The sequence below is a fragment of the Mycobacterium sp. NGS40 genome, assembly GCF_059812735.1.
This window is the reverse complement of sequence record NZ_JCALDG010000001.1, coordinates 515,237-533,651: the sequence shown is the minus strand read 5'-3', so window position 1 is coordinate 533,651 and position 18,415 is coordinate 515,237. Positions and strand designations below refer to the sequence as shown.

21 protein-coding genes and 1 pseudogene are annotated in these 18,415 nt (G+C 65.8%); 4 read left to right on the top strand and 18 right to left on the bottom strand.

The window, feature by feature from the left end; genetic code table 11:
* Positions 1–15 precede the first annotated feature (15 nt).
* Complete coding sequence (locus tag AC5Y5O_RS02690) at positions 16–930, top strand: class I SAM-dependent methyltransferase (RefSeq protein WP_500023590.1); 915 nt, start codon at positions 16–18, stop codon at positions 928–930.
* A 76-nt stretch (positions 931–1,006) separates the two neighbouring features.
* Here AC5Y5O_RS02690 and sppA read toward each other — a convergent pair whose 3' ends face one another.
* Entirely contained in the window at positions 1,007–2,809 is a 1,803-nt protein-coding gene (sppA, locus tag AC5Y5O_RS02685; RefSeq protein WP_500023588.1) for a signal peptide peptidase SppA, read from the bottom strand.
* Positions 2,810–2,848: 39 nt separating this feature from the next.
* Between sppA and AC5Y5O_RS02680 the strand changes: the two genes are divergently transcribed.
* The gene (locus AC5Y5O_RS02680) at positions 2,849–3,778 is read left to right on the top strand and encodes an LLM class flavin-dependent oxidoreductase (protein ID WP_096284813.1); all 930 of its coding nucleotides are present in this window, start codon (positions 2,849–2,851) and stop codon (positions 3,776–3,778) included.
* Here AC5Y5O_RS02680 and AC5Y5O_RS02675 read toward each other — a convergent pair whose 3' ends face one another.
* Complete coding sequence (locus AC5Y5O_RS02675; protein ID WP_500023586.1) at positions 3,779–4,687, bottom strand: alpha/beta hydrolase fold domain-containing protein; 909 nt, start codon at positions 4,685–4,687, stop codon at positions 3,779–3,781.
* A gap of 94 nt (positions 4,688–4,781) precedes the next feature.
* On the opposite strand from AC5Y5O_RS02675, the gene AC5Y5O_RS02670 reads away from it, so the two are divergent.
* Entirely contained in the window at positions 4,782–5,375 is a 594-nt protein-coding gene (locus tag AC5Y5O_RS02670) for a TetR/AcrR family transcriptional regulator (RefSeq protein WP_500023585.1), read from the top strand.
* On the opposite strand, the gene rplO is transcribed toward AC5Y5O_RS02670, so the two are convergent.
* The 13 genes and pseudogenes from rplO to AC5Y5O_RS02605 all read right to left on the bottom strand — a co-directional run bounded on the left by rplO (position 5,372) and on the right by AC5Y5O_RS02605 (position 12,715).
* Positions 5,372–5,815 (bottom strand): 50S ribosomal protein L15, encoded by a 444-nt coding sequence (gene rplO, locus AC5Y5O_RS02665; protein WP_096284807.1) that lies wholly within the window; start codon positions 5,813–5,815, stop codon positions 5,372–5,374. The genes AC5Y5O_RS02670 and rplO overlap by 4 nt on opposite strands.
* Positions 5,812–5,994, bottom strand: a complete 183-nt coding sequence (rpmD, locus tag AC5Y5O_RS02660) for a 50S ribosomal protein L30 (protein WP_096284805.1) — start codon at positions 5,992–5,994, stop codon at positions 5,812–5,814. Before rpmD ends, rplO begins: the two co-directional genes overlap by 4 nt.
* Positions 5,991–6,680, bottom strand: coding sequence for a 30S ribosomal protein S5 (gene rpsE, locus AC5Y5O_RS02655; RefSeq protein ID WP_096284803.1), 690 nt, complete (start codon positions 6,678–6,680; stop codon positions 5,991–5,993). Before rpsE ends, rpmD begins: the two co-directional genes overlap by 4 nt.
* Positions 6,681–6,702: 22 nt before the next feature.
* On the bottom strand, positions 6,703–7,104 hold the full coding sequence (gene rplR / locus AC5Y5O_RS02650) for a 50S ribosomal protein L18 (RefSeq protein ID WP_096284801.1): 402 nt from the start codon (positions 7,102–7,104) through the stop codon (positions 6,703–6,705).
* A gap of 2 nt (positions 7,105–7,106) precedes the next feature.
* Complete coding sequence (rplF, locus tag AC5Y5O_RS02645) at positions 7,107–7,646, bottom strand: 50S ribosomal protein L6 (RefSeq protein ID WP_096284799.1); 540 nt, start codon at positions 7,644–7,646, stop codon at positions 7,107–7,109.
* Positions 7,647–7,656: 10 nt separating this feature from the next.
* Positions 7,657–8,055, bottom strand: a complete 399-nt coding sequence (gene rpsH / locus AC5Y5O_RS02640) for a 30S ribosomal protein S8 (protein ID WP_036466727.1) — start codon at positions 8,053–8,055, stop codon at positions 7,657–7,659.
* An 86-nt stretch (positions 8,056–8,141) separates the two neighbouring features.
* Positions 8,142–8,327 (bottom strand): type Z 30S ribosomal protein S14, encoded by a 186-nt coding sequence (locus AC5Y5O_RS02635; protein WP_090600437.1) that lies wholly within the window; start codon positions 8,325–8,327, stop codon positions 8,142–8,144.
* A 4-nt stretch (positions 8,328–8,331) separates the two neighbouring features.
* The gene (gene rplE, locus AC5Y5O_RS02630) at positions 8,332–8,895 is read right to left on the bottom strand and encodes a 50S ribosomal protein L5 (protein WP_096284797.1); all 564 of its coding nucleotides are present in this window, start codon (positions 8,893–8,895) and stop codon (positions 8,332–8,334) included.
* A 1-nt stretch (position 8,896) separates the two neighbouring features.
* Positions 8,897–9,214: a 50S ribosomal protein L24 gene (gene rplX / locus AC5Y5O_RS02625; protein WP_096284795.1), complete on the bottom strand. Its 318-nt coding sequence runs from the start codon at positions 9,212–9,214 to the stop codon at positions 8,897–8,899.
* Entirely contained in the window at positions 9,215–9,583 is a 369-nt protein-coding gene (rplN, locus tag AC5Y5O_RS02620) for a 50S ribosomal protein L14 (protein ID WP_003403649.1), read from the bottom strand.
* A gap of 226 nt (positions 9,584–9,809) precedes the next feature.
* Positions 9,810–10,760: a DUF4436 domain-containing protein gene (locus AC5Y5O_RS02615; RefSeq protein WP_500023584.1), complete on the bottom strand. Its 951-nt coding sequence runs from the start codon at positions 10,758–10,760 to the stop codon at positions 9,810–9,812.
* Positions 10,761–10,874: 114 nt separating this feature from the next.
* On the bottom strand, positions 10,875–11,795 hold the full coding sequence (locus AC5Y5O_RS02610; protein ID WP_500023582.1) for a formylglycine-generating enzyme family protein: 921 nt from the start codon (positions 11,793–11,795) through the stop codon (positions 10,875–10,877).
* Between the two features lie 30 nt (positions 11,796–11,825).
* Positions 11,826–12,715: pseudogene (locus tag AC5Y5O_RS02605) on the bottom strand (DUF4436 domain-containing protein).
* Positions 12,716–13,172: 457 nt separating this feature from the next.
* Here AC5Y5O_RS02605 and pstS point away from each other — a divergent pair.
* On the top strand, positions 13,173–14,300 hold the full coding sequence (gene pstS, locus AC5Y5O_RS02600) for a phosphate ABC transporter substrate-binding protein PstS (protein WP_500023580.1): 1,128 nt from the start codon (positions 13,173–13,175) through the stop codon (positions 14,298–14,300).
* A gap of 24 nt (positions 14,301–14,324) precedes the next feature.
* On the opposite strand, the gene AC5Y5O_RS02595 is transcribed toward pstS, so the two are convergent.
* The 3 genes from AC5Y5O_RS02595 to AC5Y5O_RS02585 form a co-directional block, all read right to left on the bottom strand.
* The gene (locus AC5Y5O_RS02595) at positions 14,325–15,254 is read right to left on the bottom strand and encodes a DUF4436 domain-containing protein (RefSeq protein WP_096284787.1); all 930 of its coding nucleotides are present in this window, start codon (positions 15,252–15,254) and stop codon (positions 14,325–14,327) included.
* A gap of 87 nt (positions 15,255–15,341) precedes the next feature.
* Positions 15,342–16,031 (bottom strand): hypothetical protein, encoded by a 690-nt coding sequence (locus AC5Y5O_RS02590; RefSeq protein ID WP_500023578.1) that lies wholly within the window; start codon positions 16,029–16,031, stop codon positions 15,342–15,344.
* Positions 16,024–18,384, bottom strand: coding sequence for an arylsulfatase (locus AC5Y5O_RS02585; RefSeq protein WP_500023576.1), 2,361 nt, complete (start codon positions 18,382–18,384; stop codon positions 16,024–16,026). Before AC5Y5O_RS02585 ends, AC5Y5O_RS02590 begins: the two co-directional genes overlap by 8 nt.
* Positions 18,385–18,415 lie beyond the last annotated feature (31 nt).

Genomic DNA, 18,415 nt, shown 5'->3' with positions numbered 1-18,415 from the left:
GGTTAGGGTCGTCTCATGCCTCGCGCACACGACGATAATTGGGATCTGGCGTCCAGCGTGGGCGCGACCGCAACCATGGTCGCGACCGGGCGCGCCATGGCGACGAAGGATCCCCGCGGTCTGATCAACGATCCGTTCGCCGAGCCACTCGTGCGCGCGGTCGGGGTGGATTTCTTCATCAAGATGATGGACGGCGAGCTCGACCTGTCGGCCATCGAGAACGCCACGCCGATCCGCATGCGGTCGATGGTCGACGGGATGGCGGTGCGTACGAAGTATTTCGACGACTACTTGCTCAGCGCCACCGCCGCCGGCGTGCGCCAGGTGGTGATCCTCGCGTCCGGGTTGGACTCGCGCGCCTACCGGTTGCCGTGGCCCGCCGAGACGGTGGTGTACGAAATCGACCAGCCACAGGTAATCGATTTCAAGACAACCACTTTGGCCGATATCGGGGCTAAGCCGACCGCTATCCGGCGCACCATTCCGATCGATCTGCGCCAGGACTGGCCGGCCGCACTTCGGGCCGCCGGGTTCGACGCCACCACGCCGACCGCGTGGCTGGCCGAGGGGCTGCTGATCTACCTGCCGCCCGAAGCCCAGGACCTGTTGTTCGACAACATCACCGCCCTGTCCGTGCCGGGCAGCACGATCGCCACCGAATTCGTCCCGGGCATCGTGGATTTCGATGCCGATCGGGTGCGCGAGATGTCGGGCTCCTTCCGGGAGCACGGCGTCGACATCGACATGGCGTCGCTGGTGTACGCCGGGCAGCGCAACCACGTCGTCGACTATCTGGGCACTAAGGGCTGGACCGTCGAGGGCGTCACGCGCACGGAGTTGTTCGGCCGAAACGGCCTCGAGGTGCCGCCGCCGGAAAACGATGACCCGCTCGGCGAGATCATCTTCATCAGCGGCCGGCTCGACGGCTAGAGGCGATCGCAAGCGCGGCGTAGCCGGGCGCGTGGGGGGCACCTCCCGCTTGCGGGGGAGGGTCGCCTCCATCGAGCTAGAAGCGCGACTCCCCCAGCCACAACACGCTGGCACCGCTGACCGCCTGCTCGAGGTTCTCCACCACCGCGGCAACCGTGCGGCCGAGCAGTGCGCCCAGCGCCTCCGGCAGCGATGCGGCGGCCGGCTGCGAGGACGCCCGGGGGCGTACCAGCGCAAGCAACGAGGATCCCGGGAAGTTGGCGATCCGCACATCGGCGTCCTCGTCCAGGCCGGCCAGGACCTTGGCGCGGCGCACCGCGGTGCCCAAGCCGCCGAGTTCGTCGACCAGGCCGCGTTCGAGTGCATCGGCTCCGGTCCAGACCCGCCCCTGGGCCACCGCGTTGACGGCCTCGGTGGTCAGGTTGCGACCGTCGGCCACCCGCTGCACGAAGTCGTCGTAGATCAGGTCAGCCTCGGCCTCTCGGTCGGCCCGCTGCTGCGCGGTGAAGGGCACATCGGTCGACCACGCGTCGGCATTGGCGTTGGTGCGCACCGCATCCGAGGACACTCCGAAGCGCTCCTTGAGATCGCGAAACACCAGCTTCCCGGTGATCACACCGATCGAACCGGTGATCGTGGCCGGACTGGCGACGATCGCGTCGGCGGCCATCGCGGCGTAGTAACCGCCGGACGCGGCGACCGAGCCCATCGATGCCACTACCGGCTTGCCGCGTTCGCGGGCCCGCGCGACCTCGCGCCAGATGGTCTCCGACGCGGTGACCGAACCGCCGGGGCTGTCGATCCGCAGCACGATCGCCGCTACCGAATCGTCGCGCGCGGCCTCCCGCAGGGCCACCGCGATCGTGTCGGCGCCGGCACTGGAGTTGCCGAACGGCAGGAACTGCGGGCCGCCGCGCCCGTTGACGATCGGCCCCTGCAGCGTGATCACGGCGAACGTGGGCTTGGGGCGGCGGCCGGGAATCGGCGGCGCCGGCGGCACCAGCCGTGACCGGGACGCGGCGGAATAACGCGTCAGATTGAGCCGCGGCGCCAGCTTTTCCGGGTCAGCCTCGGGGTCATCTTCGGCAGCCGAAACACCTTCCACGCCAATCAATTCCGCGATTCGCGCGTGAGCCTGATCACGGAAGCCGATCCGGTCGACCAGACCGGAGGACACCGCGTCATCACGCAGCAGCGGGGCCCGGTCGGCCAGGGCGTCGAGCCCTGCCGCGTCGATCTTGCGTGACTCGGCGATCCCGTGCCACACCTGGTCCTGCAGACTTGCCAGCATTCGGGTGACCGCTTCGCGATGGGCTTCGGTAAACCCCTCTTCGGTGAAAACGTTTGCCGCCGACTTGTATTCGCCTCTGGCGACGAACTCGGCCTCGATCCCCGCCTTGTCCAGCGCGGTGCGCAAGAAGGTCGCGTTGCTCGCGAAGCCGATCAGCCCGACGCTGCCCGACGGCTGCATCCAGACCTCGCTGAACGCCGAAGCCAGGTAGTAGGACAACGTCCCCGGGTAGGTTTCGGCCCAGGCCAGCGATGGCTTGACCGCGCTGAACGCGGCGATCGCCTCGCGCAGCTCCTGGACCGCGGCGGGCGGTGCGGCCGCCAGTTGCACGCGCGCGATCAGCCCGGCCACCCGGGAGTCCTCGGCGGCGCGGTGGATCGCGGCGACCGCCTGGCGCAGGGTTATCGGCCGCTCCGCCCCGGTGACGAACGCCATCGGGTCGAATCCCGCCGTCTCGGGCGGCACCGAACGCAGGTTGAATTCCAGCACGCAGCCATTGGGGACACCGTGGTGACGAGCCGTATCGACGCGCCCGGCCAGGGCACGCACGTCGTCGACACCGGGCAGCGGAGGCAGAAAGGCGAACATGCTCTGCAGCGTACCGATCGACGCCCGTAGGGTGAGTTCGTGAGGTTCTCGATCGCCATCCCGCAGTTCGACTACGACGTCTTCGACACCGAGGGGATGCGCTCCTATGTGATGCGCGCCGAAGAACTGGGATTCGAAGGAATCTGGACGCTCGAGCAAACCATCGGCCGCGGGCCGCTGCTGGCACCGCTGGAGCTGCTGTCGTACTGCGCGGCTTTCACCGAGCGACTGCGGCTGGGGGTGGCCGTGCTGGTGACGTCCCAGCACGAACCCCTGCAGCTGGCTTCGGCGGTGGCCACGGTCGACCGCATCAGTCACGGCCGGCTGGACATCGGTGTCGCACCGGGGCGCGGCGGGCCCACACTCGCGGCGTTCGGCGTCGAAAAGGACACGTTCATCTCGTATTTCACCGAGGGCCTGACCCTGATGAAGGCGGCATGGTCCGACGAGCCGACAGTGAACTTCCACGGCCGGTTCCGTGACGTCGCCGACCTGCCGTTCCAACCCAAGCCGGTGCAGCGTCCGCACCCGCCGATCTGGTTCGGCGGGATGGCCCCCAAGGCCTTGGCCCGGGCGGTGCGCCACGGGGACGCCTACATGGGCCCGGGCGCGTCGCCCACCGAAGCCTTCGCCGAAGCCGTCCCGATCGTGCGCCGCGAACTCGACGAACAGCAGAAGGACCCGGCCCACTTTCCGATCAGCAAGCGCGTATATCTGATGGTCGACGACGACGCCGCACGTGCCCGCGAGCGGGTGCTCGACGGGCTGGAGCGCACCTACAGCGGCGTGATATCCGGCATCGAGGCGGTTCCGGTGTCCGGAACGCCCGATGACGTCGTCCGTGGGCTCCAAGAGGTGCTCGACGCCGGCGCCCAGACCCTGTTGCTCAATCCCCTGGGCGCCGACGTCGCGGAGAACCGCGAGCAGATGGAACGCCTTGCCGCGGAAGTGATTCCGCAGCTCGGTTAGTCAGCGGCCAAGCTTCTTCCGCAGCCAGGCACCGATCTCGGCGATCGCGTCGTCGGTCTCGGGCACCCAGCCCGCGCCGATGATGAAGGAGTGCTGACCACCCTCGACTTCGCCCACCAAGACGTCGTTTCCGGCCGCTTCGAGGCGGCGGGCGAACTCGGCATCCTCACCCGCCAGCACTTCGTCGCCGCCCCAGAACACCGCGGTCGGCGGCAGTCCCGACAGGTCCGCGGCAAGCAGACTCACCCGGGGGTCGTCGAAACCGACCCCGGTGTCGTCCAGCCAGCATGACCGGAAGAACTCCCCGAGTGGACGCGACAGCAGCCGGTCGCGTTCGGCATTGCTCTCGTAGGTCCCGTTCGTCATCGTCAGGTCGACCCACGGGGAGATCGACACGATCGCACCCGGCAGTGCTGCTCCTTCGTCGCGCAGCGCGATCGCCAGGCCGACCGCGAAGTTGCCGCCGATCGAATGGCCAACGCTGGCAATGTTTTCCGGCCGATAACCCTGCTGCAGCAACCAGTTGTAGGCGGTGCGGACATCATCGACCTGGGCGGGGAATTTGTGTTCGGGTGAACGCCGGAAGTTGAGCACCAGGGATCGCGCGCCCGCCGCCTTCGCGATGTGCGCCGCGGCCTTGCGGTCGGAGTGCATGGACGCGACGACGGTGCCGCCCATGTGGCCGTGCAGCAACACCCGGTCCGGGTCACTGTCGACGGGGATGCACCACAGCGCCTCGACTCCGCCGGCGTCCACTTCGGCGTAGGTCACGCCCTCGGGTTCCTTGGTCGCCAGATGCATCGTCTCGATCACGTCGCGCACCGTGTCCAAGTCGAAGTTGGGGTTGGCGGACCGCGCGCTCAGGGCGCCAAAGAAGTCGGCGAACTCTTTCGCCTGCGTGCTGACCATCGGAGTGCCTCCCACTGGATTTATTGAATAACGATCGTTATCGTAACGGACGTTATCCTATAATGGGCTGAGTGTCAACCCGAAGGGAGGATCCGTGAGATACCCGCCAGATCAGAAGGCACGGGCGCGTGACGCACTCGTGCGGGCCGGCACCCGCTCGCTCAAGACGAGCGGATTCAACGGCATCGGCGTCGACGGACTGGCCGCCGCCGCGGGCGTCACGTCGGGCGCGTTCTATTCGAACTTCCCGAACAAGACGGCGATTCTCGAGGCCGTCATCGAGGCGGGGCTGGGTGAACCGTTCGTCACCGACACCGGCGCGATGACCCCCGACGAGGCGCGGGCCCAGATGATCGCGTTTCTCCGCGAATACATGAACACCGATCACAGCAACGATGTGGCGGGCGGGTGCGTGATGCCCGCGTTGAGCGCGGACGTATCTCGCGCTGAACCGCCCGTCAAAAAGGCCTATGAGCGCAAGATGGCCGCGCTGATCGACCGGATCGCCGAATTACTCGACGGAGAAGAGTCCGACCGCCGGCGACGGGCATGGAGCATCGTCGCCTTGATGGTCGGATCGGTCCTGATCTCGCGCGGCATGCCCGAGCAGAGCGAAAACCGAAGCGCAGTACTAGATTCCGCGCTCACCACGGCGTCCGCATTGATGGATGCGGAGTCCGCGGACTAAGAGACCTCGGTGGCCGAGCCGCCCGCGGCGGTGATCTTCTCGCGGGCGCTGCCGCTGAACTTGTGCGCGGAGACGTCGACCTTGACGGCCAGGTCGCCGTCGCCGAGGACCTTCACCAACGAGTTCTTGCGAACCGCGCCCTTGGCGACCAGTTCGGCGACGCCGATGGCACCGCCCTCAGGGAATAGCCGGCTGATGTCACCGACGTTGACGATCTCGTACTCGGTACGGAACCGGTTCTTGAATCCCTTGAGCTTGGGCAGTCGCATGTGGATAGGCATCTGACCACCCTCGAAGGTCACCGGCACGTTCTTACGTGCCTTGGTGCCCTTGGTACCGCGGCCAGCGGTCTTGCCCTTCGAGCCCTCACCGCGGCCAACGCGGGTGCGCGCCGTCTTCGACCCGGGGGCCGGCTTCAGGTCGTGCAGTTTGATGGTCATTTAGTCTCCTCCACCTCAACCAGGTGGCTCACCTTCGCGATCAGCCCGCGGGTCGCTGCGTTGTCCTCGCGGACCACCGACTGGCGAATCTTTCGCAGCCCGAGGGTGCGCAGGGATTCGCGCTGCTTCCAGCGCGCCCCGATGATGCCGCGCACCTGGGTGATTTTCAGCTGGCTCATTGCTGTGCCGTTCCTTCACGCGCTGCACTGGCGGCCAGCGCTTCACTTTCCCGTCGCGCCTTCAGCATTCCGGCCGGGGCGACATCCTCGATCGGCAGGCCGCGGCGAGCGGCCACCTCCTCCGGGCGCTGCAACAGCTTGAGCGCGGCCACCGTGGCGTGCACCACGTTGATCGCGTTGTCACTGCCCAGCGACTTGGCCAGGATGTCGTGCACCCCAGCGCATTCCAGCACGGCGCGCGCGGCGCCGCCGGCGATCACACCGGTACCGGGGCTGGCCGGGCGCAGCAGCACCACACCCGCGGCCGCCTCGCCCTGCACCGGGTGAGTGATGGTCCCGCCGATCAGCGGGACCCGGAAGAAGCCCTTGCGCGCCTCTTCCACGCCCTTGGCGATCGCGGCCGGAACTTCCTTGGCCTTGCCGTAGCCGACGCCGACCATGCCGGCGCCGTCACCCACGATGACCAGAGCGGTGAAGCTGAAGCGCCGTCCGCCCTTGACCACCTTCGAAACACGGTTGATCGCGACGACCCGCTCCAGGTAGTTGCTCTTGTCTCCGTCACGGTCACGGTCGCGGCCGCGGCCACCGCCGCCGTCGCGCCGACCCCGCCCGTCACGGGAGTCGCGGGAATCGCGGCCGTCACGGCTGTCCGGGGCGCCTTGCCCCCCAGCGGACTGCTCCGCCATTATGCGGTCCTTCCAGTTGTCATCAGAATTTCAATCCGTTCTCGCGCGCGGCGTCCGCCAGCGCGGCGATCCGTCCGCCGTAGCTGTAACCGCCACGGTCGAACACCACGCTGTCGATGCCGGCGGCCTTGGCGCGCTCGGCGATCAATTGGCCGACCCGCACACTGTGGGCCTTCTTGTCGCCGTCGAGTCCGCGAACATCGGACTCGATGGACGACGCGGCCGCCACCGTGGTGCCGGTGAGGTCGTTGACCAGCTGCACGTGAATGTGTCGCGCCGACCGGTTCACCACCAGCCGCGGACGCTCCGAGGTGCCGGAGATCTTCTTGCGCAGCCGGGCGTGCCTGCGCAGCCGCGCGACGCGGCGAGTCGCGGAGATGTTCTTGCCCACCGGCTTTTGCGTTTCAGCCTGTGTTTTCGCCATGGCTACTTACCTGTCTTTCCGACCTTGCGGCGGACCTGCTCACCCTCGTAGCGCACGCCCTTGCCCTTGTACGGGTCGGGACGGCGCAGGCGGCGGATGTTCGCCGAAATCTGGCCGACTTTCTGCTTGTCGATCCCGGTGACGCTGAACTTCGTCGGCGTCTCCACCGCGAACGTGATGCCCTCGGGCGCCTCGATCAACACGGGATGGCTGTATCCCAGCGCGAACTCGAGGTTGCGGCCCTTGAGCTGCACCCGGTAGCCGACCCCGAAAATCTCCATCTTGGTGGTGTAGCCCTCGGTCACGCCGGTGACCAGGTTGGACACCAGCGTGCGCGAAAGCCCGTGCAGCGAGCGGTTTTCCCGCTCGTCGTCCGGACGGTTGACCACGATCGCACCGTCTTCGCTGCGAACCACCGTGATCGGCTCGGCAACGGTCAGGTCCAGGCTGCCCTTGGGTCCCTTGACCGAGACCTTCTGGCCGTCGATCGTTACGTCGACTCCGGCGGGAACCGGAATCGGCTTCTTACCAATGCGCGACATGGTTACCCCCTCACCACACGTACGCGAGGACTTCGCCGCCCACGCCTTGTCTGGCTGCCTGACGGTCGGTGAGCAGACCTGACGACGTCGAGATGATCGCCACGCCCAGCCCGCCGAGCACGCGCGGCAAGTTGGTGGATTTCGCGTACACCCGCAGACCGGGCTTGGAGACCCGGCGCAGGCCGGCAATGCTGCGTTCCCGGCTGGGTCCGTACTTGAGCTGAACGACCAGCGCCTTGCCGACCCGAGCATCTTCGGTCCGGAAGTCGCTGATGTATCCCTCGCTCTTGAGGATCTGGGCGATGTTGGCCTTGATCTTGGAGTGAGGCAACGTCACCTCGTCGTGATACGCCGAATTGGCGTTGCGCAGACGTGTCAAAAAGTCTGCGATCGGGTCCGTCATTGTCATGACAGCGTCTGTAACCTTCCTCGCGATGGTTCCCGTTAGGGGCCTGTCGCGCACCTGTTCTGGGTTGGTCTCTCGTCCTGTGCCTGTTACCAGCTGCTCTTCTGCACGCCGGGCAGTTCGCCCGCGTGCGCCATTTCGCGCAGGCAGATCCTGCACAGCCCGAACTTGCGGTAAACCGCACGCGGACGTCCGCACTTGTTGCAGCGGGTGTAGCCACGCACCGCGAAGCGCGGTTTGGCGTTGGCCTTGTTAACCAGTGCCTTCTTAGCCATCTACTCAGTTCTCCTTGAACGGAAAGCCGAGAGCCCGCAACAGCGCCCGTCCTTCGTCGTCGTTCGTCGCCGAAGTGACGACGTTGATGTCCATACCGCGAACCCGGTCGATCTTGTCCACGTCGATCTCGTGGAACACCGACTGCTCGGCCAGTCCGAAGGTGTAGTTGCCGACGCCGTCGAACTGCTTGGGCGAAAGCCCGCGGAAGTCACGAATACGCGGCAGCGCAATGGAAGTGAGCCGGTCGAGGAACTCCCACATCCGGTCGCCCCGCAGGGTGACCCGCGCGCCGATCGGCATGCCCTCGCGCAACTTGAACTGCGCGATGGACTTGCGGGCCTTGCGGATTTCGGGCCGCTGGCCGGTGATCAGGGCCAGGTCGCTGACCGCGCCGTTGATCAGTTTGGCGTCCCGGGCGGCGTCGCCGACGCCCATGTTGACGACGACCTTGGTCACGGTCGGGATCTGCATCACGTTGCCGTAGTTGAATTCCTTGTGCAACGCATCGCGAATTTCGTTGCGGTAGCGCTCTTTCAGGCGCGGCTGCACTTTCTCTGTGGTGGTCACCTTAGATGTCCTTGCCGTTGGTCTTGGCGATACGGACGCGCTTACCGGTCTCCTCGTCGACCCGGTAGCCGACCCGGGTCGGCTTGCCGTCGGAGTCGACCACCATCACGTTGGAGATGTGAATGGGCGCTTCCTGGGTGACGATTCCGCCCGAGCGGGCGCCGCGCTGGTTGGTCGAAACAGCGGTGTGCTTCTTGATCGCGTTGACACCCTCGACCAGCACGCGGTCGCGCTCCGGGTAAACCTTCAGCACTTTGCCTTTGGCGCCCTTGTCCTTGCCCGCGATCACCAGGACGGTGTCGTCCTTCTTGACCTTCATCTACAAAACCTCCGGGGCCAGCGAGATGATCTTCATGAATCGCTTCTCGCGCAGTTCGCGTCCGACGGGCCCGAAGATGCGGGTTCCGCGCGGGTCGTTGTCGGGCTTGATGATTACCGCGGCGTTCTCGTCGAACTTGATGTAGCTGCCGTCGGGACGCCTGCGCTCCTTGACGGTGCGCACCACGACGGCCTTGACGACGTCACCGCGCTTGACGTTGCCACCCGGGATGGCGTCCTTGACGGTGGCGACGATGACGTCACCGATGCCGGCGTAACGTCGCGACGAGCCGCCGAGCACCCGGATGCACAAGATCTCCTTGGCACCCGTGTTGTCGGCGACCTTGAGTCGCGATTCCTGCTGAATCACCCGATCTCCTGACTGAGTTCACGTGTGCACGGCAGGAGAACACCTCGGTAAACCTCGAGAAAGCAAGGCCCACCACAAACCTGACGTGCGCGGTCTTTGTCGCCGAAGGGCACGCGGGGCCCGTGACGTTCGCACGCACCGGCCGAGGTCTGCCCAAGGCAACCCCTAGAGTCTAGGTGAAGACCTGCTCAGCGCCAAATTCCTGGCTGGCCGAATCGCGCCGGCGTCAGTCGCCCTGCCGGATCCAGGCCGCGATGTACAAACTCATCGCCACCACCAGCGCGATCAGCACCCACTGCACGACGGCCTGGTCGATCCACGAACCCGGGGGTGGGGACCCCGGCAGGATATTTCGCAGCGGGACGATCGCGAACAGCATCGCGGCGTACCACGTCCCGAACGGCGGCACGAACTTTCTGCGACCCATCACCATCGGAATGGCCACCGACAAGCCCAAGATCGGCAGTGTGACGAGCACGATGCAGATGAAGATGTCGAAGACCAGCGGGCCCTTGGCCCGCTTCATCGTGATGACCAGCTGAGCGTCGTCGAGGCCACGCGAGTTCACTTTGCTGGTCTCGTCGTCACGGCTGACGGTCACATCCCAGCCGTCCAACCCCCCGGTCACCTCGACGCGAGCGGGTAGTTTTCTGCGATCGTCACCGGAGCCGACGAAGGTATCGGCGGAGATCTTCTCGGTTCTGTAGGTGTCGAGCGGCCAGTTGGCCGGATCGCCGTGGGCCTCGATGGTGGTTTCGACCTGTGCCGGCGCCTTGCCTTTCGGGAACTGCAGATCGCCGAGGTCGTTCGTCGGATACAGGCGCACCGCGACGTCGGTGTTCAGCACGTCGAATCGCTTGTCGTACAGCGTGTCCGGGGGATAGACCAGGACATCCACCTTGAGACGATTGGACGTGGTTTTGAAGTCGTCCAGACGCAACTGCACGATCGTGTCGTTGCCGCCACCCTCACTGAGGTCCAGCGGCGGAAGCGGTCCTTCCGAGCGCTGCAAGTAGTGGACACCGAACAGCGAGAGGACGTAGACGCCGACCACCACGGCCAGAATGAAGGCACCCAGTGACAGGCGCGGGCGGTGCCGGTTCAGATAGCTGAGCGGGCCCGACTTCTTCGCCGATGGTTCCTCCGAAGGCGCCTCTGTCGGCGTTTCGGTCGTCATCGGTCCCGGCCGGCAACTCGCTGGCGAAGTCCAGCTTGACGGGGTGACACGGGCAGATGGTAGCGAACATCCACACCGCCCGCGCAACAAAACCTGACGCCCCAGGGACTACTGTCACCTGCCCGAAAGCCGTCGTTCATGCTCGGCGACGGATCCGGGGTCTGCCACGCAGCGAAAGCCGATGTGAGTGGTGGCGGTGTCCTGCGATTGCGGCGACCGGGCGGCCGGACGGTAGCGGTGGCAGTACTCCGGCGCGCACAGGTGCGAGCCGCCCTTCAGCGCCTGGCTGACGGCTGGGTCGGCGGGCCCTGAGGGGGTGCAACACGCCTTCGCGGGCTGATCGAGCCGATGGTGCGCGGAAAACTCGGTGGCGGTCCACTCCCAGACGTTGCCGATCATGTCGTGCAGGCCGAACCCGTTCGGCGGAAACGCCCTCACCGGCGACGTGCCCACCCAGCCCAGCGCTCCGTCGTTGCGGTACGGAAAATTGCCCTGCCACGTGTTGGCCATCAGTTGCCCGCCGGGCTTGGGCTCCTCGCCCCACGCGTAGGTGGTCGCGCTGCCGCCGCGGGCCGCATACTCCCATTCCGCCTCCGTCGGCAGCCGCCGCCCGGCCCAGCGCGCGTAGGCGGCGGCGTCCGGATACGCCACCTGAACGACCGGATGATCGGCCCGGTCCGCGACATCGCTGTCCGGTCCGAACGGGTGCTTCCAGCTCGCGCCCGGCACCCACACCCACCACTGCCGCCAGTCGCGCAGGTCGACCGGGCCCGGCGTGGGACGGAAAACCATCGCTCCGGCGCTGAGCTCGCCGGGATCGATACCGGGGTACAGCCGGGGATCGATCGGCTGCTCGGCGACCGTGACATAGCCTGTGGCAGAGACGAATTCGGCAAACTGGGCGTTTGTCACCGGGTGCCGTTCCACCGCGAACGAGCTCACCGTCACGGTGTGAATCGGCGCCTCTTCGGGGTAGAAGCTCGTCGACCCCATCCGGAAGGCGCCGCCGGGCAGATCGACCAACTCGGTGAGCACTATGTCAGGGTAGGCGGCGTCTGACCCGCGTTAGTCGGATCGCCGGTACCACGCGAACATGTACAAGCCCATCGCCCCGACAAGGGCGATCAACACCCAGATCACCAGCGCTTGGTCGATCCAGGCACCCGGCGGTGGGGCCCCCGGCAGGAAGTTGCGGATCGGGATGACGGCGAACAGCAGCGCGGCGAACCACCCGCCGAACGGGGGCACCACCTTTCGCTTACCGATCACCATCGGAATGACGACCGCCAACGCGATGGTGGGCATGGCGAAGAGGACCAGACAGATTCCCAGATCGAAGATCAGCGGCGCCTTGGACCGCTGCAGGGTGATGATCACGCTGTCACCGCCTTCGCCTACCCGCGCAACGCTGACGTCCCAGCCCTCGAGTTTTCCGGTCACCTCGATACGGGCCGGCTTGTATTTGCGGTCGTCACCGGACCCGACGAGCACGTCGGCCGAGAGAGTGTCCGTCTCGTAGGAGTCGAAGGGCCAGATCTCCGGGTCGCCGTGGGCCTCGACCGTAGTGGCCACCTGTGCCGGCGACTTCCCCGCCGGATAGACCAAGTCCCCCAGGTCGTTCGGCGGATCCATCCGCACCGCGGTGTCCTGTTTCAAGACGTCCAGGCGCGAGTCCCACATGGGGCCTCCTGCGGGTACACGAGCACCTTCACCCCGAGGCGATTGGCGACCGTCTTGAGCTCCTCGACGCGGATCAGAACGACGGTGTCGTCGGACGCGTTGAGATCGGGGGCCTTCAGTGGCGCCGCGGACTCTCCCAGCAGAAGAAACCCGAACAACGACAACGCGTACACCACGACGAAGCCGCCGAGGATCGCTATGCCGAGCAGCCGGTGGCGCTTGGGTTTTTCCGGTGGCGGCGGGGCGGCGTGCGCAGGCGGGGCTTGAGCGGTCATCGGTCACCTCCACGGCGGACAACGGACCTCGGCTCGCAGTTCGCTGGGCGATTCCAGCTAACCGGAGCCGACACGAAGTCAGATGGTAATCAACGCGCGGCAATAGCGCTCGAAATGCGGGTTTTCGCAAACTGCCTTCGCCATTCCCCCGACCGGGTGCGAACTGCCAATTCACCCGATGTTTGTTTGCGCGTCGCTTCGATAGCTGTAAATGTCGACGTGTGTCGAAAGCGGGGTGGACATGCACCCCGAAACCGGGCTCGCCGCCGATGCCGGGCGCCGTCTGGCACGTCGGGGCTGGCCACGCTGCCGGAGACCGAGTGCACACCTGCCGCCCCCCGTTCCGATTGACGCGGTTACCCCAGGTCACCGCTCCCACCACGCACGCCACGTCGCTAGACTTCGATCACAGCTCAAGGCCGTCCCACCCCCGGCCGTTCCCAAGGAGGCATTCAACGTGAAGCACAACCGACCGGCTGCCGCCATAAGCGTGCTGACCGCGGCCGCACTGGTGCTCTCGGGATGCGGAAAACCCCACACCTCGTTGTCTTACGCCAACGGAGCGCGAGTCGATTGCGGCGGCAAACAAGACCTCACCGCCAGCGGTTCGACCGCGCAGGCAAATGCGATGAAGCGCTTTGTCGATGCCTACGCGAAAGCCTGCAAGGCGCAAAGTCTGTCCTACACCGCAAACGGTTCTGCTGCGGGCGTCGAGGACTTCCTGGCAGGCAAGACCGACTTCGCCGGATCCGACCTTCCCCTCACCGGTGACCAGTACGCGGCCGCCAAACAGCGCTGCGGCGGCGCCGACGCGTGGAACCTTCCTGTGGTGTTCGGGCCGATCGCCATCACCTACAACCTCAACGCCGTCGATTCCCTGGTGCTCGACGCGCCCACGCTGGCCAAGATTTTCAACGGCACCATCACGCGCTGGGACGATCCGGCCATCACCGCGATGAACGCCTCGATGCCGCCGGAAAACATTCACGTGATCCACCGCGCCGACCCGTCCGGCACCACCGCCAACTTCCAGGCCTACCTGCAGGCCGCATCCGGTGGGGCCTGGGACAAGGGCACCGGCAAGATCTTCAACGGCGGCGTGGGCACCAGCGCCCACGGCAACGTCGGCACGTCGTCGGAGGTGAAGAACACCGAGGGCGCGATCTCTTACAACGAGCTGTCGTTCGCGTTGGACCAGGGCCTGTTCGCCGCCCAGATCAAGACCCCGGCGAGCCGGAAATCGTTGCGCCCGGTCCGCATCGGAACCGACACCGTCGGCAAGACCATCGCCAACGCCAAGATCGTCGGCAAGGGTAACGATCTCGTGCTGGACACCACGCCTTTCTACAACCCCACCCAGCCCGACGTGTACCCGATCGTGATGGTCACCTACGAGATCGTCTGCTCGAAGTACACCGACCCGGCTGTCGGCCAGGCGGTCAAGGCGTTCCTGCAGGCGGCCGTCGGACCGGGCCAGGTCGATCTCGACAAGAACGGCTACATTCCGTTGCCGCCCGACTTCCAGTCACGCGTCTTCACCGCTATCGACGCCATCACCTCGTCGTCGATTGAGAATGTGCGCTAAGGCTTTTCGCGCTCTAGGTCTGCCCTAGGTCTTCTTAGGCGTTCTTCGATCTCGTTGCCGCCACCAGCCGACCAGGAACAACGCCAAGGCGACGACGAGCGCGATCAACACCCATAGCACGACGGCCTGGTCGATCCAGGAACCGTACGGTGGGTTGCCCGGCAGGATATTGCGCAGCGGGACAATGGCGAACAGCATCGCGCCATACCAGGTTGTCAGCGGCGGCAGGAACGACGTCCGGCCCAGGGCCACCGGAATGGCCACCCACAGCGCCAGCATCGGCAGGGCGATGAGTACCAGCACCACACCGACGTCGAAGATCAGCGGGCCCTTGGACCGGTGCAGCGTGATCACGACGTTGTCCATGATGTTGGGATCGGCGTCGTCGGGGTCGTGGACCCGGGTGACACTAGCGTCCCAGCCGTCCAGCTTTCCGGTGACTTCGACGCGGGCAGGCGCCTTTTCGCGGTTTTGGCCCGTTCCGGTGAACACATCGGCCGCGATGACGTCCGTCTTGTACGAGTCGAAAGGCCAGTTACCCGGATCGCCGCGCGCCTCGATGGTGGTGGTCACCTGCGCCGGCGCCTTGCCAATCGGGTACTGCAGGTCGCCGAGGTCGTTATCGGGATACAGCCGCACCGCCGCATCGGTGGTCAGCACACCGAAGTTCTTGTCGTACAACGAATCTTTCGGGTAGACAAGCACATTCACCGTTAGGCGATTCGCCACCGTTTTCAGCTCGCTCAGGTTCACCTGCACGACGCTGTCTTCGGCCTCGACCTTGCTGAAGTCCACGGCGGGCAACGGCGGCGCCGATTTGGCCAACAGGTGCACGGCGATCAGGGATAGGACGTAGACGCTGATGACCGCTACCAGAATCCCGAAGGCTATTGCGATTTGGCGACCGCGCGCTTCTGGTTTCGACGGCGGCAGCGGCGGGGCTTCAGCGGTCATCGGACATCACCACCACGAGTAGAACGGATAGTTTGACGCCTTTCCCGGCAGGCACGGGGTCAGATGCTAGCAGTCAAGCGGCCTCTTTCAGGGGATAACGACCGCGAATTGCTGCATCACCGTGGATTTCGCCGCACTGAATCCGGGGGCAGCCGCGGGCCCCTCCAGGTGGACGACCACGAGAAATGCCTTATTGTTCGTCCAGATGTGGGTGATGCGGTCGGCGAAGGCGAGCCCGCCGGTGCTGCCACCGAGCAGCTGGCTGCTGTAGCCGCAGAACTGAGCCGCTTCGACGCTGACCTGCACGCCCGGGTTGGCGGTGCGCAGATCGGCGCCGTAGCGCAAGAAGGCGCCGCCCGGTTCGAGGTCGGTCGGCGTGATCGTCACCCTGGCCGATAACCCGTCGGACCCGCTCGCGGTCAGTGCGACATCACCACTACCGGGGGCCGAGCTCCAGCCGTCGGGCAGCGGCACGGTGAGCCTGGGGGCCACCGGATCCGATACCGACGCCGCCGTCATCCGGCCGTTGCCGGTGGCGGCGGGCAGGCAGGCCAGGGCGTTGGGCGGAATGTGATCGGGCAGTGTGGCCTCGACGCCGGGCACCGGCTCAGCCGGGTCGGATTTGCGCGGCGCGCCCGACGTCGTCGTTGACGTTGCCGTCGTGCCGGCCCGAACGGCGTTGCCGCCCGTTGTTTTCCCGCAACCACAGGCCCCGCCTGCCAGCAGGCAAATCAGACCCGCCGCGACGAACCTGGCTAGCCGCGAACGTTCAGTCACGCGAAAATGCAAGCGCAAGTTCGGTTTCCACGTCTTGATAAGGCCGCCCGGACAAGTCGATGGTGACCGCGGCGATGGTGCCGCCGGTGAAGACGAACGGCGCCTTGTACCGGCTGGATACTCCGGATCCGCCGTTTCGGCCGACGGTGATGCCGGCGCCCGCCAAACCGAAGGTTCCGGGGTGGGTGGTCACATCGGCGAGCGTTCCGACCACCTCGTCATCGACGAACAGGGTGACGTCACCCAGCGGCGTATGACTGTTCGGCACCGTGCCGGTCCGCGTGTAACTGGCGCCGAAGAGGTGTCTGCCCAACGGCACCGGGCCCGACGAGGACACCAGCTGCTGACGCTCGCCCAGGAAGTTGTAGACGTAATGCAGGCGTCCGTCCTGGATGAACAGCACATGCCCGCCGTGCGCGCCGCCCTGCTTGAACAGCACGCCTTCGGCGCCGGTGGTGTCCACGGTCACGTCGGCCAGCACGCCGAACGAGCGGCCACGGATTTCGGCGGCGGCACCGATTCCGACGTCCGCGCAGTCGGGGTAGTAGATGTAGCTGGTCCGCTCCCCCACCAGGTAGGGCCGGAAGCGGGTCATGGTCTCCATCAGGTTCAGGTCCGACAACGGCAGACCGTTGTACTTGGCGGCCTCGGAAAACCACAGCGCCTTAAGCTCTTCCACCTTCTCGGGTTGCTCGGCGGCCAGATCGTGGCACTGGCTGCGGTCGGCCTCGATGTGGAACAGCTCCCAGCGGTCGGCGTCGAAGTGTGACCAGCCCGCCGGCGTGGCGGCGTGCACGGTGTTGGCGAACCAGCCGTTGTGCCAGATCCCGCGGGTGCCCAGCATCGTGTAGAACTGGGTCTGCTTGCCGGTGTCGGCGGCCGGATCATCCAGGGCCACTTTGAAACTCACGCCGTCTAACGGCTTCTGCGTAATACCTTTGACCGTCTCCGGCGCGGTCATGTCCAGCAGGTCGTAGATGGTCGGAGTGATGTCGGAAACGTTGACGTAGTTGTCGCGCACCTCACCGTGGGCCGCAATTCCGTTGGGCCAAGAGATGATTGCCGAGTCGGCAATACCGCCTTCGTGGGAGGCGTAGCGCTTGTAGAGCTTGTAGGGCGTGTTGAAGGCCATCGCCCAGCCGATCGGGTAATGGTTGTAGGTCTGGGGCCCACCGAGGTGATCGAAGAGCTTCATGCTCTCCTCGACGGTGTCGATGTAGCCGTTGAAGAATTTGCCCTCGTTCACCGATCCGTTCGGGCCGCCTTCACCGCTGGCACCGTTGTCGGAAATCACCACGACGATGGTGTTGTCGAGCTGGCCGGATTCCTCGAGATAGTCCAGGACGCGGCCGATCTGGGCGTCGGTGTAGCTGAGGAAACCGGCAAACACCTCGGCCATCCGCGAAAACAGCTTCTTCTCTTCGTCATTGAGCGAGTCCCACGGTCGAACGGTGTCCTGCAGCGGCCACGGCTCGCCGGCCGGCCCCGTGACGTCCAGATAAGGGTTGATCGGGGACAGGTCGGTGTCCGGCGGCACGATCCCCAACGACTTCTGGTTTTCCAGCACGACCTCGCGGTAGCGTTCGTAGCCCATGTCGAACCGGCCGGCGTACTTGTCGGCCCACTCCTTGAAGACATGATGCGGCGCGTGTCCGGCGCCGGGGCACAGATAGGTGAACCAGGGCTTGTCGGGCGCAATCACCTTGGCATCGCGGATGAATTCGATCGTTTTGTCGGCGAGGTCCTTGGACAGGTGGTAGCCGTCTTCGGGCGTGCCGGGCGGGTTCACCGGATGGTTGTCGTAGACCAGGTCCGGGTACCACTGATCGGTCTCACCGCCCATGAAGCCGTAGAACCGCTCGAAGCCGCGCGAGGTGGGCCAGTGCCGTTTCGTCGAGGCCATGCTGCATTCCTCGAGCGGCGTGAGGTGCCACTTGCCGACACAGTAAGTGTTGTAACCACGTTCGGCGAGCACCTCGGAGATCAGCGCGGTGTCGGTCGGGATGCGGCCGTTGCAGTTCGGGAAACCGTCGGTGAATTCTTCGATCGTGGCCATGCCGACCGTGGTGGCGTTGCGACCGGTCAGCAACGACGCGCGGGTCGGCGAGCACAGTGCGGTGGTGTGAAATTGCGACAGCCGGATGCCACGCTGGGCAATCCGCATCATCGCGGGCATCTCGACCAGGCCGCCGAAGCAATCCCAGGTCGCGATGCCGGTGTCATCCCAGACCAGATACAGGATGTTCGGCGAATTCTCCGGGGCGGTCGGTGCGGCATACGGGCCCCAGTCCGGCTCCGAATCGCGAATGTCCAGCTCGATCTTGCCTTGAAAGCCTTGTGCGTCAGGGGACATGCGCCGAGCGTAACCCCACTGCGAAATTTCC